The following is a 14,864-nucleotide window of genomic DNA, read 5'->3' as shown; positions in this document are numbered from 1 at the left end:
GACCCCGTGCCGGATGATCCCGCTCTGAGCGGCCTGTTTCCCTTGCGCTGGCGTGGTGGAATAAACACGGAAAAGAATTTTTAGATTGGTTTTGGCATTTCCAATCGATTATTTGATTGGGCAGTAACGGCATTAGCGGTGTCAGATTAGGGGAGCAGGTTGGCCAACGCGCCGTCAGCCAGTCTTTACGCGGTCACACAAGGAGACACTCTGATGGAAACACTTGACCAGAAAATCGACACCATGCGAGAAGCATTTATGCAGCAGGAGCGCAAACAGGCCCACGACAAGTGGCAAGCCAGGGTCGAAGAGCTGCTACAGATACGGGGTGAGGAGAGACAACCGGAGGAGCAGGAAGAGTAGTGCTCGTTCCCGGGCGAAAGTTGAGGTAGCGAACCCTTTGTATCGGCTACCCGTTTCTACCACCGATAAAAAAACCACCGACCTTTTGCAGGTCGGTGGTTTTTTTTATGAATTGCGGCCGATTGGATGGCCTGACTTCCGGGCCGAGCAATGGGGTCACATCCAGGGGCGTAGGGGCGCGACTACTTCGCATCGGTGACGGGCTCTTTGGAGAGCAACTCGTTAACGAGTCCAACTGCTAGATGAATATTCGACGCCATCTTGTCGCCGTTCACCGCGTTCGCTTTCCACGATTCAGGGGCTTCGGGATGTGGCCCGGAAACGGCCACCTTGCCTTTGCCGTATGAGCTGATCAGCGCGGCTATATGATGGTTTTGAAAATGGGCGATAACCTTGACCTGCTCTGGGCTTGGCGCCGGCGTAAATTGCGGGCCGGCCTGGTAATACATCTGGCGCTCTTCACCAAGCCAGCTGATAGGGAAGATCCTGGCGCTAAAGTCGCCGTCATAATCATCGGATGTGGCAGGAACAAGGCCCAGCGCCGGCACAAAGCCCTCTTCTTCAGACCAGCCGGCGGATGCCACAAAGGCACCCCCACAGATCCCGAGGTAGCGGCCACCATTCTGCAAATAGGTTTTTAACGCCGAACGAGCGTCCACGGTGAAGGCGTTGAGGAGCGGCTCAACATCGTCCTCAGTGCCGCCAACGATAAACACCCTGGCATGGTCGAGCTCTGCAGGCAGCGCCTCGATATTGGAGAGATACCTGACCGGCAAGCCCACCTGCCTGACCACATCCGCAATCGCCTTCGTGCTATCCCCATCAGAAACAGGCCCGTTATAGATCAGCGCGTACGGCTCTTGCTGCGGCTGTGCAGAAGCGGCCTCTGCCATGCATCCTGTCATTAACCAAAGGCTGATAACGCTCGCAATCCGCATGACGCTTTTTGATACATTCATCGCTGCCACTATCCCTGTGATGTGAACCGAAGAGACTACTTATCACGATCCCGTTCTGCATGTCAGCCGCAGTTAAATGAACATTTCAAGTTAACGTGCCAACGCTGATTGGCGATGCATTGAGCTAATAGCGAACCAATACAGTGGGCACACTTCACCTTCACTTCACCGAGCGGGGATAAAGTAGGTCCACGTTTTCAGTTGGAGCTTCACCCTATGCCCACCATAGTCACTCACGCCGCCGTTCCTCTCTGCCTTGGGCTCGGGCTTGGCAGCCGGATTATCCCGCCCCACCTGCTGTTGGCTGGGGTTGCCATCGCCATGCTGCCCGATGCCGATGTGCTCGCCTTCAAACTGGGGGTCGCCTACGGCCATGTCTTTGGCCACCGCGGCTTTACCCACTCCCTTTTGTTCGCCTTTGCTCTACCCACACTGGCCATGCTGTTTCAGCGCCAATTTCGGGCCAGTGCCGCCACCGTCTGGTCGTTTCTGCTGGTCTCGCTACTCTCCCATAGCCTGCTCGATTCCCTCACCACCGGTGGTAAGGGGGTGGGTTGGCTCTGGCCGTGGCGTGACGAGCGTTTCTTTGCCCCCTGGCAGGTGATCCGGGTCGCCCCCTTCAAGCTGGAGGCCTATCTCACTGCCCGAGGTGAAGCGGTGATCCTCTCCGAGCTCTACTGGGTCTGGCTGCCGGGGGTTGTGTTGATGCTGGTGTTGATTTTGTTGCGACTTATTGTGGCAAATCGATATCTGCAGCATCAATCCAGCCGGTAGTAACGATTTTGCCGTGAAACGCAACCTTGTAGCGGGCATGCGAAAAACTGAAATCAAGCAGGTGTACCCGATCGCCCTTGATGAGGTAACTCTTTTGTGGTTTTTCGCTCTCGGCGTTGGCATAAAAAGAGGCTCGTGCCACACCGACTGTCAGGTAGATATCAGGGAGTTTGCTATCGCAGCCGATAGCGGCAATTTTGGCAGGATGTAGAGTTTCGATACAGAAATAGGCGTAATTCTCTCGCTCGCTGATAAGTGTCAGCTTGCCGTCAGCGTTGAGCTGATAGGTACGATCAGTATATCTGGGGCCGGATTTCATCGAACTCTCGATCTTGTCTGACATCAGCTCGGGATTGGCAATTTCATCATTGGTCGCGAGTGAACAATCGTTACCCACCAACTTCACCAGACGATGGAATATATTTACACCACCATAACCAGAGCTTACCGGGAGTGTCAGCAAACTAAAGTGTGGATAGTCGTAGCGTTCCACGGGGCTTTTGATATCCCCCATACCATCTTGCTCAAACGTAAGAATTTGATTGGCGCAGCGTAATGTTATCTTGTTATCTTGCTGGCTAAGTTGCACCTGCTGAGTGAGTAAAATGCTATGGTCATGTTCAAGCGAAATGGCTACCGGTGCCGGTTCAATCGCCATCGTATGGGGTGAAAATAGAAGTAGTGAGAGTAGGAACAGGATCATCATTGGCGCCACCGTAATAAAATGGTTTTGTTATAAATAAACTTTCTTTAGATACTGAATACGCTCTTGTAGCATATCTATTTGGCACTCCATCTTCGCTTCATTTCTCTGTGCTCCACCACTATTTAATGTGTAATAGGCTTTGCAGTTTTCATCCCAAAATAAAAGCCAGGCCCGTTGACTCTGGATGAGCGTTTTCCGTATTTCTCCTTTGCTTACGTAACTGTCGTCAAAACCGCCAGATGCATTTTTTTGTAATATGGATTGATAAGTTTTGTTTAACTCCTTATCTGCTGCCAATAGGTCTGCTTCCAGCTTGCACATAGCAGAAGGAAGATTGCAGATAGCATTATCATTGACTGTCATTCCAAAAGCAGTCATGGTCGCGAACATTGTGGTGAGGATGATAAAAATAATCTTTGCTATGAGTGAATTATTCTTTGATAAGATTGATGTAAAGTAACTTATTCTATAATTGTACATGGTGTGACCAATATGCTTGAGTTGATATTGTATTTTTGAGAGCGAATGTTCGCAAATAATTGTCGCTCGTTTATTATAACGCTATTTCCTGGAAAATGGAGACGCAGCTCTACCATATAATCAGTTAGATATTTTATATAACTTGTCATAATAAAAGTTGTCAAAATCAGTGATCGTTTTAAGGGTGAATGGTGCCGGGAGTTTGAAGCGCTTCCAAGTTTCCTTGAAGATCTCGTCACCATCTTCTTGAGCATCCTGATTGATGTTCTCCTTTATTAATATTTTCTTGGTCGAGAAGTTAATGCTCGTCATCCGCTCAACGAGGGGGCCGCGGTTTTCACTCATGTCGTAGCCAATCAATTCGAAACCGGCGTTCTGATATCTGAATTTGTAAGACCAGTAACCATAACGTCCATGGCCATAGTGGATTTGCAAGATCCCTTTTTCTACGGAGACCCAAAGCTCAGGGGCAAAATAGACACCACCATCTTCATTCTCCGAGGAGAAACAGTTTGGATTTTCGAGAGCCAGCTCATAGTGATCCCCCTTCTTGAACGCGATGATAAGTCCTCGTCGATTACGATCCAGCTCACCACGGTATTCATCAACGATGACATTACGCTTGTCAGTGCCTTTGACAACGATGACCATATCACTCTGACCGTCTTTATTTAAATCCCCCTCGATTTTCTCAAAGACGACATATCCCTTGGGGACAAAATCGAGTGGATCTTTAGTGTTCAGGGTTGCACCTTCGGCTAAAACTTGTGCTTGCAACAGCATTAAAAGCAGTAATAACCCTTTTTTCATAACCATTCCGTTTTCGTATGACTCTATAGGTTGTGAATGATGCGTAAGATGGATACCCATGGCAAGCGCTTTGAGCTACGAATGGAGATGAGTCTGCCTGCTCATAGGAATACCCCAAGCATTCCGCCACCTGCTGGTCTCTCTGCTTTCCCAGAGCCTGCTCGATTCCCTCACTACCGGCGGCAAGGGGGTTGGCTGGCTCTGGCCGTGGCGTGACGAGCGTTTCTTTGCCCCCTGGCAGGTGATCCGAGTCGCCTCGTTCAAGCTGGAGGCCTATCTCACCGCCCGAGGCGAAGCGGTGATCCTCTCCGAGCTCTACTGGGTCTGGCTGCCGGGGGTTGTGTTGATGCTGGTGTTGATGGGGTGGCGGGTGTGGGGGAGGTAGGAGTGAGATTGAAAGGGGGGAATATATCGTAATCAAAACAGGGCTCCCACCTTTGTGTTTTGGCTATATAGTTTTTTGCCAGAAAGCTGGGGCCCTGACTTTTAAAATTACCGTCGAATAAAAATCAACGATTTAATAAAAAGAACCAAGAGGCATAAGTCACTTTTAAATAATGCTCATGCCACATTAGCCCACAAGCATATCTCGTCCGCTAAGCCATTAATAGATGTGTGCCCTCCAACTGAAATACCTTGCTTGTTCATGTGCCAATTGAATTTATCAAGTGTGTTTTCGATTGATATCACTTGCTCTTTATTTAAGTTTTCGACCTCATCGCCAGGAATTAATATGAATACTGATGCTTTATTTCCTTTCCCTAACTTAACCGCTGCTTCTACATCTCTAGCCGCTTTTAATAGGTTAAGTTCTATTCTTTGGACATTTGAATAAACAGTTGAAGCAAGTCCACCAACAAGACTTTTATTGTCTCGGAAGGGTACAAACAATTCATGGGAACCCAGTGAATCATTAATTAGTATGGAGCTATCAGCGGGAACAAACTGTTCAAACTGTAAGCCTGCCTTTATTTTTAATGCATCAACCAAACAGGTGTAAAGTTTTTCTGTATTCACAGAATTAAATCGTGCCTCACTGTTTGGAACGCGAATTTTTTTCTGCAAAGGAACCGTTTGTTCAAAAAGACTAGTTAGGATTTCGTCAACAGAAAAGCCTTGAGCATAACCTGAGTGATCATAGGTAATCTGAGGGATTGGTGAGGATTTTTTATTTTGACGTAAGCTCTCACCTACGATAGATGTGACAAGTTCTGCATGGTAAATGCCTCGTTCACCATATAAACACTTTAATCTTTCAAAATAGCTTAATAATCGGCTATGCACTCGCCCCTGTTCGACAAAACCAACGCCAATATTTAGTTTTTCACCTGTAGCTAAATCAGGTGTCCATCTGATATTAAACCACTCACCTTTACTAGATTGGCATCTGTACTTTGCCCCAATAATTTTTCAAGATTATTCATTTAGGCCACCAATAACCCTGTTTTGTTCTTAATCCTAGAAACACTAAGGTTTGCGCGTGCTTCAAGAAAGTGCCGAAGGTGTGATGAACAATCTTCATCAAGTAACACGTCACACCATTTAATTAACTCTTGATGTGCTTTTTTAAAAGCCTCAGGGTGGAGTTTGCTTGATTCAACTAATGCAACAGATAAAGGTAATGGAAAGTTGTTTTGATATAAACCATCAAGCAGCTTATTTTTGTACACCTTTTCAATAACTAAGTTTTCATTAGTCCACATCTCAGAAACAGGCACATTGCCATGATCAATTACATAAAAGTCATTGTACCCTTTTATCGTTATGTTTCCTGTATTTCTATCTTGATTGGCAACCCAGTCATCAAAGGCTAGCATACTTGGAAAAGATTTCCATTTCTGCAGTATCTCTATACATCGGTTATACGCAACCATGTCACTCATTTTTAGATATGTATTAGGAGTCGTACCAGACTCTTCACTTGCCCACCCCCAATAGTAGTCACCTGAACATTCAAAGTCACCTTTGAAATTGCTCTCTATAACTTCTTTAGGAATTTGTATAATGGCCACTCTTTTCGGTTGCGGTATATCGGTTGCGTGAGCAACTAGGTAGCCAGTAATTTCATTGATCAAGCCTTTGGGGTGACACTTTGGGTATACTTTTACATAGAAACGCCCAGGGGTGTTGTCAATCCACTTAACATTGGCTAAGTGTGTTGCTGCCATTATTCCATCAGACGTCCGTTCCAATGGTGCTATATACTTGTCAAACGAGAGGATTTTCACTATATCGCTCATGTATAATTTCCTTTTCGAGTATTATGTAGCGAATTTTAGTTATGTGAATTCTGTATGATTTTGGCGGCAACTTACGGTGTTTTATAGCTAACAGCTGAAATTTGCAAGATGAGTAGATATGTGTCTAATAAAGGTTTGCTCTACGTTGTTGCAATGCCTAAATAACAAATCCATAAATGCGTTATTGTACGGATTTAATTAGTGCTAATTAAATTCAAATTTCATCGAATCGGTCGTCTTCAGGCAGGTTCAAATCAAATACAATAGTGTTATTGATTATCTTAAATGACCATTCATCTTCGATACGGTCGCCTCCGCACATATCTTTGCAGCCGTAATATGCATCCCAATCATATTCAACACATGCAGTGCCAACATTATCATCAAAATTTATTGCAACTTCTGTAACTGCAAATGTATCAGTTAAAACCTCTGCACACATATCATATTGGATGCTTACTCTTGACATTCGTTCATTAAATGCGTTGGCATTTTCCTCGATAATGTTTTTAACAACATATTCTAGTTGCTCTTCTCGGTTCTCATGTGCAATTTCAAATGAAAACTCCAAGTGCAAATTATTTTTAATGGACATGTTTATACATCTCTTACTAAAAAGTTAAGTATTCTCTTGAGCTGAAATGCTCTAATAGTGTTTATATGAATGTTAGTATTAATCCGATAATCTAGCATTCCAGATGACTACTTATAGTTATACTTAGTACCACAAATAACTTAAAGTCATACTATGGCCTGCATGCCCCTAATTTTCGGAGTATATTTTCTTGGCACCTTCTTTTGGAACCATTACCGCCATTTTACTAAATGCCATCAAGAGTTGTTCATCAACAGTCATATCTATCGATGATATTTTGAGCAGGCAAAGCTACCGCCCCTGAATTACAGCCTCCAGTTCGCTGCTGTTAACCTGCGAGATAGCAACAATCGCTTTCATGGCGTTCTTCCGAGAGGTTGATTGTCATTCGGGTATCTTAAGGGGGAGGGGGAGTGTTGAGAAGAGGGCTTTGGCGGGAATCTGTGTTGGATCAATAAATTAGTCATTAAGGCGTGCGCTGAGTGAGCAACTCATTTGGCAGGGAATGCACAATCCCCCTCACCTCAGCCCTCTCCCGGAGGGAGAGGGGGCAAACAGCCGGGAGCTGCAAGCGGGTGCAAGCGAGATAAAAAGAAAGGGAGCCGGTCAGGCTCCCTTTTACGTGGTTATGTGAACTGGCAGATCCGGGCTACAGACAGCCGGCCCCATAACCGACCTTATCGATTGGTCGCGGCCTTCATCCCTTCCACAAACTCTTTCAGACGAGTCAGCATATGTTCCGGGTTCTGGTGATGGGTCTCGATGATCTTTACCACGGCGGAACCGGAGATGGCACCGGCGGCGCCAGCGGCAATGGCTTCACGTACCTGAGCCGGTTCGCTGATGCCAAAGCCGAGCAGGGCGGGAGGGGCGTTGAACTCGCGCAGGGTATTGATGAGACCTTCCACCGGCATGCCGGCCTTGGTCTCGGCACCGGTGACGCCAGCGCGGCTCACCAGATAGGTGTAACCATTGCCCAGCTCCGCCACCTGTTTCAGGGTCTCGGCGTCGCCATTGGGCGGGGCGATAAAGATGCTGTCGATGCCAAACTTGTCGGCGGCCGCCTTGTAGGGGGCGCACATCTGCACCGGCACGTCGGCGACCAGCACCGAATCCACGCCAGCCTGCTGGCACTTCTCGTAGAAGCCCTCAATTTTGCGCACATAGACCAGGTTGGCGTAGACCAGAAGGCCAATGGGCAGTTGCGGGTACTTGGCGCGGATGCGGCCGAGCAGCTCGAAGCAGTCGTCCGGGGTTGTATGGCTGGCAAAGGCCCGCAGTGCGGCCCCCTGAATGGTGGGGCCGTCCGCTACCGGATCGGAGAAGGGAATGCCGAGCTCAAGGGCATCGGCGCCCCCTGCGACCAGCGCATCGACGATGGCCAGCGACAATTCGGGAGTGGGGTCACCCAGCATCACGAACGGCACAAAGGCGCCCTGATTGGCTTCATCCAGACGGGAGAAGAGTTGTGCGTAACGGTTCATGACAAGGTTCCTTCTTTCTCGATGCTTTCTGTTTCCAAGATGTCAGCCACGGTGAAGATATCTTTGTCGCCACGGCCGGAGAGGTTGACGATGAGCACCTGCTCTTTTTCCGGTTCACTGCGGGCCATCTTGAGGGCGTGGGCCAGCGCGTGGGAGGACTCCAGTGCGGGTATGATGCCTTCGGATTTGGCCAGCTCCTGGAAGGCGTCCAGCGCCTCCTTGTCGGTTACCGAGGGGTACTCGGCGCGGCCGATGGCGGCCAGATGGGCGTGCTGCGGGCCAACGGAGGGGAAATCGAGTCCCGCCGAAACGGAGTAGGACTCCTGAATCTGGCCCTGATTGTCCTGCATCAGGTAGGAGTGCATGCCAAAGAAGACCCCCTTGCTGCCGTGACCGAGCGGCGCGCCGTGCTCGCCGCTCTCGATGCCGTGACCACCCGGCTCGACGCCGATCAGGCGCACCGACGGCTCATCGATAAAGTCGGCAAACATGCCGATGGCATTCGAGCCGCCGCCGACGCAGGCGATCACCGCATCGGGCAGCCGCTCTTCTTTCTCGAAGCACTGGGCCTTGGCCTCTTCGCCGATCATCTTCTGGAACTCCCGCACGATAGTGGGGAAGGGGTGCGGGCCGGCGGCGGTACCCAGCAGGTAGTGGGCCGACTCGTAGTTGGCAGCCCAGTCGCGCAGCGCCTCGTTGCAGGCATCTTTCAGGGTGGACGAGCCGGAGTGCACCGGAATGACGGTGGCGCCCATCAGCTTCATGCGAAATACGTTGGGCTTCTGGCGCTCGCAATCCTTGGCGCCCATATAGACCCGGCACTTGAGGCCGAGCAGGGCGCAGGCCAGCGCAGTCGCCACGCCGTGCTGGCCAGCACCGGTCTCGGCGATGATCTCGCTCTTGCCCATCCGCTTGGCCAGCAGCGCCTGACCCAGCACCTGGTTGGTCTTGTGGGCGCCGCCGTGCAGCAGATCTTCACGCTTCAGATAGAGACGGGTCTTGGTGCCTTGGTCAGATTGCGGGTCAGGGTGAGCGGAGTCGGGCGACCGGCATACTCGGTCAGCAGGGACTGAAACTCGGCGATAAAGGCCGGATCATCCTTGGCATCGACAAAGGCTTTTTCCAGCTGGAGCAGGGCCGGGATAAGGATTTGGGGCACATACATGCCGCCAAATTCACCGAAAAACGGGTTGAGCAGGGTCATAGACTATTCCTTGTATTTATAGGCTTAAGCGATTCATTCATTTGGTGCATGTGTTTAGCGGGTTCGCAGCGCTTTTTCACAGCAGGCGCAGTGCGCCGAAGGCGGCTGCAATCTTGTGCGCATCCTTCTGGCCCGGGGCACTCTCCACCCCGGAGTTGAAATCAAGGCCGAGGCAGCCCACTTGTGCCGCTTGCAGGGCGTTGTCGGGATTAAGGCCGCCCGCCAGCATCAGCTTGCTCTTGTCGAGGGTGGCCAGCAGGGCCCAGTCGAACGCCTGACCGGTACCGCCGCTCTGGCTGCCGACTTTCGTATCCAGCAGCAGGCGATCGGCCGGGTAGTCGAGGGCAGGCAGCGGCTCGCCGCTTTCTTTGCCAAGAGAGACGCCTACGGCTTTCCAGATCTGGCAGCCAGTTGGTAGCAGTGGGCGCAGTTCCTCGATATAGGCAGCATCCTCATCCCCGTGCAGCTGCACCGCGGCGAGCCCCAGCGCATCCACCGTCTTGGCAATGGTGGCGGGCTGGGCGTTGCGAAAAACTCCGACGTAAGAGAGCGGCGCACCCGCCATCACGGCGCGGGCGGCAGGGATGTCTACATAGCGCGGGCTTTTGGCAACAAAGATAAGCCCCCCGAATACCGCACCCGCCTGATGGGCTGCGGCAGCATCCTCGGCGCGGGTGAGGCCACACACCTTGTTCTGGCCCAGCACCAGCTTGCGCACTGCGGCTTCCAGATCCGGCTCGGCCATCAATGACGAGCCCACCAGAAAGCCTTTGGCGTGGTGGCGCAGATCCGCCACCTGGGCGCGGTGATTGATGCCGGACTCGCTGATCACTACCCGATCGCTTGGAATGTCTTTGGCCAGCTGTTTGGTGCGGTTCAGATCCACGCTCAAATCCCGCAGATCCCGGTTGTTGATGCCGATGACCGGTGCCCCCAGCGCGATGGCGCGGGTCAGCTCCTCTTCGTTGCTCACCTCGGTGAGCACGCCCAGACCCAGCTCCTTGGCCACCGCGAACAGGGCGCGATAGCCCTCGTCGGTGAGCACCGAGAGCATCAAGAGGATGGCGTCCGCCTGATAGTGGCGGGCCAGATAGACCTGATAGGGGTCAATCATGAAATCCTTGCAGAGCACCGGCTGCGATACGCGGCTGCGCACCCGCGGCAGGAAGGCGAAATCCCCCTGAAAGAACTTCTCGTCGGTCAGCACCGAGATGGCGGTGGCGTATTTGCCATAGATGTCGGCGATGGCCTCCGGGCTGAAATCGTCGCGGATCAAGCCCTTGGAGGGAGAGGCCTTCTTGCACTCCAGAATAAAGCGGGTGGAGCCCGCCTTGAGCGCCCCGACGAAATCCCGATCGCTTGGGGTCAGCGCGCTCTGGAAGCTCTCCAGCGGTTGGGCCAGCTTGCGGGCGGCAACCCACTCCTGTTTGGCCGCCACGATCTTGCCGAGAATGGTCTGGCTGATGGAGGCCATGTTCAGAAATGCATGGGGGGCAATAAGGTCTGACATCTCGTTATCCTTGCGAAACTGGCTCTTGCCCTGCGGGCGTTCTGAATGACTGTTGTGCAACATGGTGGCTGACATCATGCTTCCTGATGGCTCAAAGTGGCGAGCCGAGCGGCGAGCTCCGCCGTCTTGCCACTCGCCAGCACCGCCAGCACCTCGGCCGCCGCGCTCTTGAGATCTTTCGCCTTGCCCGCCATCAGCAGCAGTGGCGCCACGTTGGCGGCGATGGCGGCGTTGTGGGCCGGGGTGCTACGCCCTTCCAGAATGGCGGCGGTGATGGCGCGGTTCTCTTCCGGTTCCCCGCCCTGAATGGCGCTGACCGGGTAGGTCTCGAGGCCAAAGTCAGCCGGGGTGATCATAAATTCGCGGATCTCGCCGTCACGGATCTGGGCCACCTGGGTCGGGCCGTGGATGGCAATCTCGTCGAGCCCGGCGCCGTGCACCACCATACCGGTTTTCAGCCCCAGTGCCAGCAGGGTTTCGGCGATGGGGCGTACCAGCTCGGGGGCATAGACCCCCATCAGCTGATAGGTGGGGCGAGCGGGGTTGATCAGCGGCCCCAGCACGTTGAACAGGGTGCGGGTCTTGAGGGCTTGGCGCACCGGCATGGCATGGCGCACCCCGGCGTGGTACTGGGGGGCGAACAGGAAGCAGATGCCGAGCTCGTCCAGGCAGCGGCGCGCCTGCGCCGGGCTCATGTCGAGCTTGATGCCCATTTTGTCCAGCAGATCGCTCGAGCCCGACTTGCTCGAGACCGAGCGGTTGCCGTGCTTGGCCACTTTCAGGCCGCAGGCTGCGGCGACCAGCGCCGAGGTGGTGGAGACGTTGATGGTGTTGAGGCCATCGCCACCGGTGCCGACGATGTCGCAAAACTCGTAATCTGGACGCGGGAAGTCGCGCGCTTCCGCCAAGAGCGCCTCGGCGGCGCCGGCGATCTCCTCCGGGGTCTCCCCCTTGATCTTGAGGGCAGTCAACAGGCTTGCGAGCACGATGGGATCCACTTCGCCACGAACCACCTGGCCGAAGGCGTCGCGGGTACTTTCACGGCTCAGAGACTGACCCTGATAGAGGGTGTTGAGATGTTGATGCATGTTGGTCTCCTTACCGCACACTGCTTTCTGGACGGGTGATATGGGCGAGCGCCTGGGTCAGCAGACGGGCCCCTTCCGAGGTCATGATGGATTCGGGGTGGAACTGGAAGCCCAGTACCCGCTCATCCTGCTGCTCGATGGCCATGGGCATCCCCTGATAGTGGGCAATCACCGTCAGCTCTTCCGGTACATAGGTGGCGACCAGCGAGTGGTAGCGGGCCACCGGCAGCGGGCTCGGCAGACCGGCGAAGGCACCGTGGCCGTTGTGCTCAATCAGGGAGCGCTTGCCGTGGACAATTTCGCCTGCCGCGCCGACGGTGCCACCGTAGGCTTCGCAAAGGGCCTGATGACCGAGGCAGATACCGAGGATGGGCACCTGACCGCGGGCCAGCTTGATCAGATCAATCAGGCAGCCCGCCTCGTGGGGGGCGCCCGGCCCCGGCGAGAGCACCAGCACGGCATCCCCTTCGCAGGCGGCGATCTCGCTCATGATGCGGCTGGCCGGCAGGCTGTTGCGGTAGATCCGCACCGGATAACCGAGGGAGCGGAACTGGTCGACGAGGTTGTAGGTAAATGAATCGAAGTTATCGAGCAGAAAGATGTTAGTGGCTGTTGATCCGGTACTCATTGGCTCACATCCTTATGTTGCTCCTGCTGTGCGCTCAGGGCTTGCAGGGAGGTGCCATGGCTGGCAGCGATGGCGGCCAGCACGGCGGCCGCCTTGGCGCGGGTTTCGTCCGCTTCGGCTTGCGGCTTGGAGTCATAGACCACACCGGCACCGGCTTGCACGTGGGCCACGCCCTCTTTGACAAAGGCGGAGCGGATCACGATGCAGGTATCCATCTCGCCGGCGCCGTTGATGTAGCCGACCGCGCCGCCGTAGCTGCCGCGGCGCTTGCCTTCCACCATGCGAATAAGCTCGCTGGCGCGGATCTTCGGTGCGCCGGTGAGGGTGCCCATGTTCATGCAGGCCTGATAGGCGTGCAGGGCGTCAAGATCGGAGCGCAAGGTGCCAACCACCTTGGAGACCAGATGCATCACGTGGCTGTAGCGATCCACTTTCAGCAGCTCCTTGACGTAGCGGGTGCCGGGCTCCGAGATGCGGGCGATGTCGTTGCGGCCCAGATCCACCAGCATCAGGTGCTCGGCCACCTCTTTCTCATCCTGACGCAGCTCCAGCTCGATGCGACCATCTAGATCCCGGTTGATGCTGCCATCCGGGTTGAAGCCGCGGCGGCGGGTACCGGCGATGGGGTACATCTCCACATCGCGGCTGGCGGCGCAGAATTTCACCGCGCTCTCCGGCGAGGCGCCAAACAGGGTGAAGCCCTCATCCTGCACGTAGAACATGTAGGGGCTGGGGTTGGTCTGTTTGAGGCGGCGATAGGCGGCCAGGGGGCTCGGGCAGGGCAAGGAGATGCAGCGGGACGGCACCACCTGGAAGATGTCGCCACGGCGGATAAAGCCCTTGAGCTTCTCCACCTCGGCGCAGAACTGTTTGTCGCTCTTGTCCACGCTCATGCTGCCGGTCAGGGGCTGGGTGGTCAGCTCGGCGCAGAGGGGTTGCTGGCAAATCTGTTTGAAGTCGGTGAGCCGTTCGGTCAGGCGGGTGTATCTGTCTTCAACCTGGCTTTCGTCGCTATCGCCGCCAAAGATACAGGCCAGCAGTTGAGTGGTGCGTTCGATATGGTCGATGGTGATCAGGGTTTCGGCCACATAGAAGCAGTAGTCGGGGCAGCTGTTGCTCCCCTGTGGCACTTCAGGCAGATCTTCAAATGAGGCGATCAGGTCGTAGGCAAAGCTGCCCGCCATAAAGAGAGCCTCTTTACCCAACTGGCAATCGAGCTCCCGCTGCAGGGTGCGCAGCACGTCCAGCACGCTGCTCCCCTTGAGGCGGGAATCTTCGTCCAGCTCCCGATCGGAGGCCGGGAAGCCGAGCTGCAGCTCGCCATCTACCAGCGAGCGGGTCACCACTGCAGGCAGCCGCTCGGCCAGCAGGCTCTGCAACTGGGCGCCGTTGTCGTTCAGGCTGCGAACCTGCACGGTGCGACCACGGCACTCGATGCGCAGGCAGGCGTCTACCAGCAGCAGGCTCTGCTTGCCCGCCTTGGAGTCGATCTCCACCGATTCCAGCAGCAGGTTGTTGGGGCGGCCCTGACAGAGACGGGTATAGAGTGCCAGCGGGTCGGCCACATAGGGGGCGTTGAGTTTGAGGGTATCGAATTCACCCAGAGGAAGGCGATGTGTGGCTGTCATAGTGCGTTCCCTTGCGTGTGATGCTTTTTACCGATGTTCATGACGTTGAATTCCTTGAAAATTTAATTGGTCCGGGGTGGCTGGTTCAGGGGCGCCATCGCCAGGTCAGCTTGCTTGTCTGAATTCTCGGTTTCATCACAGGTCCATTTGCCGGATAATAAAAAAGCCCGCTGGGGTCAGCGGGCTTTTTCTTTGGGTTCTTAATTTGCTGTCAGATTACAGGTACAGCAACGACCACACGCCCGCATGTCAGGGAGTGTGCCACCACCAGATGGTCAGGATGGAAGTCGTTTGCATGATAAAGTCCTGTAAAAAGATGTTTGCAATGAAGTGCCTACAGAAAACGATAAAGCCGCGGCCAAGTCAAGTCGCTTTTTAGCCTTCTTTCACCGATT

14 protein-coding genes and 2 pseudogenes are annotated in these 14,864 nt (G+C 53.9%); 3 read left to right on the top strand and 13 right to left on the bottom strand.

The genetic code is table 11. From position 1 onward, the window contains the following. The first annotated feature begins 213 nt into the window (after positions 1-213). Positions 214-363, top strand: coding sequence for a hypothetical protein (locus tag ACTG2O_RS19515; RefSeq protein ID WP_005338159.1), 150 nt, complete (start codon positions 214-216; stop codon positions 361-363). A gap of 182 nt (positions 364-545) precedes the next feature. On the opposite strand, the gene ACTG2O_RS19510 is transcribed toward ACTG2O_RS19515, so the two are convergent. Beyond that, positions 546-1,322 (bottom strand): BPL-N domain-containing protein, encoded by a 777-nt coding sequence (locus tag ACTG2O_RS19510; protein WP_439976509.1) that lies wholly within the window; start codon positions 1,320-1,322, stop codon positions 546-548. A gap of 216 nt (positions 1,323-1,538) precedes the next feature. Between ACTG2O_RS19510 and ACTG2O_RS19505 the strand changes: the two genes are divergently transcribed. Further along, on the top strand, positions 1,539-2,096 hold the full coding sequence (locus tag ACTG2O_RS19505; protein WP_019445637.1) for a metal-dependent hydrolase: 558 nt from the start codon (positions 1,539-1,541) through the stop codon (positions 2,094-2,096). On the opposite strand, the gene ACTG2O_RS19500 is transcribed toward ACTG2O_RS19505, so the two are convergent. From ACTG2O_RS19500 to ACTG2O_RS19490, 3 genes are all read right to left on the bottom strand, one after another. Then, positions 2,053-2,802 (bottom strand): hypothetical protein, encoded by a 750-nt coding sequence (locus ACTG2O_RS19500; protein ID WP_156808785.1) that lies wholly within the window; start codon positions 2,800-2,802, stop codon positions 2,053-2,055. The two genes, ACTG2O_RS19505 and ACTG2O_RS19500, sit on opposite strands and share 44 nt — an antisense overlap. A gap of 27 nt (positions 2,803-2,829) precedes the next feature. After that, positions 2,830-3,180 (bottom strand): lysozyme inhibitor LprI family protein, encoded by a 351-nt coding sequence (locus ACTG2O_RS19495; RefSeq protein WP_192811947.1) that lies wholly within the window; start codon positions 3,178-3,180, stop codon positions 2,830-2,832. 222 nt (positions 3,181-3,402) lie between these two features. Beyond that, positions 3,403-4,092, bottom strand: a complete 690-nt coding sequence (locus tag ACTG2O_RS19490; protein ID WP_019445641.1) for a hypothetical protein — start codon at positions 4,090-4,092, stop codon at positions 3,403-3,405. A 130-nt stretch (positions 4,093-4,222) separates the two neighbouring features. Between ACTG2O_RS19490 and ACTG2O_RS19485 the strand changes: the two are divergent. Further along, a pseudogene (locus ACTG2O_RS19485) lies at positions 4,223-4,477 on the top strand (metal-dependent hydrolase); the annotation flags it as partial. A 176-nt stretch (positions 4,478-4,653) separates the two neighbouring features. Here ACTG2O_RS19485 and ACTG2O_RS19480 read toward each other — a convergent pair. From ACTG2O_RS19480 to ACTG2O_RS19440, 9 genes and pseudogenes are all read right to left on the bottom strand, one after another. Beyond that, complete coding sequence (locus ACTG2O_RS19480; RefSeq protein WP_439976508.1) at positions 4,654-5,376, bottom strand: hypothetical protein; 723 nt, start codon at positions 5,374-5,376, stop codon at positions 4,654-4,656. Positions 5,377-5,516: 140 nt separating this feature from the next. Continuing rightward, a complete protein-coding gene (locus tag ACTG2O_RS19475; protein ID WP_019445643.1) occupies positions 5,517-6,332 on the bottom strand; it encodes a HipA family kinase in 816 nt (271 codons plus the stop codon). Positions 6,333-6,546: 214 nt separating this feature from the next. Continuing rightward, positions 6,547-6,927: a hypothetical protein gene (locus ACTG2O_RS19470; protein WP_439976507.1), complete on the bottom strand. Its 381-nt coding sequence runs from the start codon at positions 6,925-6,927 to the stop codon at positions 6,547-6,549. A gap of 677 nt (positions 6,928-7,604) precedes the next feature. Next, positions 7,605-8,411 carry a tryptophan synthase subunit alpha gene (trpA, locus tag ACTG2O_RS19465; protein WP_439976506.1) on the bottom strand — a complete coding sequence of 269 codons (807 nt, stop codon included), beginning with the start codon at positions 8,409-8,411 and terminating at the stop codon, positions 7,605-7,607. Then, positions 8,408-9,615 (bottom strand): annotated as a pseudogene (trpB, locus tag ACTG2O_RS19460) (tryptophan synthase subunit beta). The gene trpA and the pseudogene trpB overlap by 4 nt, the downstream one beginning before the upstream one ends. A gap of 76 nt (positions 9,616-9,691) precedes the next feature. Further along, positions 9,692-11,200 carry a bifunctional indole-3-glycerol-phosphate synthase TrpC/phosphoribosylanthranilate isomerase TrpF gene (trpCF, locus tag ACTG2O_RS19455; RefSeq protein ID WP_439976505.1) on the bottom strand — a complete coding sequence of 503 codons (1,509 nt, stop codon included), beginning with the start codon at positions 11,198-11,200 and terminating at the stop codon, positions 9,692-9,694. Next, entirely contained in the window at positions 11,200-12,213 is a 1,014-nt protein-coding gene (trpD, locus tag ACTG2O_RS19450) for an anthranilate phosphoribosyltransferase (protein WP_439976504.1), read from the bottom strand. The genes trpCF and trpD overlap by 1 nt, the downstream gene beginning before the upstream one ends. Positions 12,214-12,223: 10 nt before the next feature. Next, complete coding sequence (locus tag ACTG2O_RS19445; protein WP_013723977.1) at positions 12,224-12,841, bottom strand: aminodeoxychorismate/anthranilate synthase component II; 618 nt, start codon at positions 12,839-12,841, stop codon at positions 12,224-12,226. Next, complete coding sequence (locus ACTG2O_RS19440) at positions 12,838-14,469, bottom strand: anthranilate synthase component 1 (protein ID WP_439976503.1); 1,632 nt, start codon at positions 14,467-14,469, stop codon at positions 12,838-12,840. The genes ACTG2O_RS19445 and ACTG2O_RS19440 overlap by 4 nt, the downstream gene beginning before the upstream one ends. Between the last annotated feature and the right edge of the window lie 395 nt (positions 14,470-14,864).

The organism is Aeromonas sp. 61P, from assembly GCF_051919545.1.
In the GTDB taxonomy this organism is placed as follows: Bacteria; Pseudomonadota; Gammaproteobacteria; order Enterobacterales; family Aeromonadaceae; genus Aeromonas; species Aeromonas veronii.
The sequence above is the reverse complement of the archived record's forward strand: the minus strand, read 5'-3'. Positions and strand labels throughout refer to the sequence as shown.

Excerpts from the sequence above, each read along its gene's own strand:
- ACTG2O_RS19515 (WP_005338159.1), top strand. The coding sequence starts at position 214 with ATGGAAACACTTGACCAGAAAATCGACACCATGCGAGAAGCATTTATG.
- ACTG2O_RS19510 (WP_439976509.1), bottom strand. The coding sequence starts at position 1,322 with ATGAATGTATCAAAAAGCGTCATGCGGATTGCGAGCGTTATCAGCCTT.
- ACTG2O_RS19505 (WP_019445637.1), top strand. The coding sequence starts at position 1,539 with ATGCCCACCATAGTCACTCACGCCGCCGTTCCTCTCTGCCTTGGGCTC.
- ACTG2O_RS19500 (WP_156808785.1), bottom strand. The coding sequence starts at position 2,802 with ATGATGATCCTGTTCCTACTCTCACTACTTCTATTTTCACCCCATACG.
- ACTG2O_RS19495 (WP_192811947.1), bottom strand. The coding sequence starts at position 3,180 with ATGACTGCTTTTGGAATGACAGTCAATGATAATGCTATCTGCAATCTT.
- ACTG2O_RS19490 (WP_019445641.1), bottom strand. The coding sequence starts at position 4,092 with ATGAAAAAAGGGTTATTACTGCTTTTAATGCTGTTGCAAGCACAAGTT.
- ACTG2O_RS19475 (WP_019445643.1), bottom strand. The coding sequence starts at position 6,332 with ATGAGCGATATAGTGAAAATCCTCTCGTTTGACAAGTATATAGCACCA.
- ACTG2O_RS19470 (WP_439976507.1), bottom strand. The coding sequence starts at position 6,927 with ATGTCCATTAAAAATAATTTGCACTTGGAGTTTTCATTTGAAATTGCA.
- trpA (WP_439976506.1), bottom strand. The coding sequence starts at position 8,411 with ATGAACCGTTACGCACAACTCTTCTCCCGTCTGGATGAAGCCAATCAG.
- trpCF (WP_439976505.1), bottom strand. The coding sequence starts at position 11,200 with ATGTCAGCCACCATGTTGCACAACAGTCATTCAGAACGCCCGCAGGGC.
- trpD (WP_439976504.1), bottom strand. The coding sequence starts at position 12,213 with ATGCATCAACATCTCAACACCCTCTATCAGGGTCAGTCTCTGAGCCGT.
- ACTG2O_RS19445 (WP_013723977.1), bottom strand. The coding sequence starts at position 12,841 with ATGAGTACCGGATCAACAGCCACTAACATCTTTCTGCTCGATAACTTC.
- ACTG2O_RS19440 (WP_439976503.1), bottom strand. The coding sequence starts at position 14,469 with ATGACAGCCACACATCGCCTTCCTCTGGGTGAATTCGATACCCTCAAA.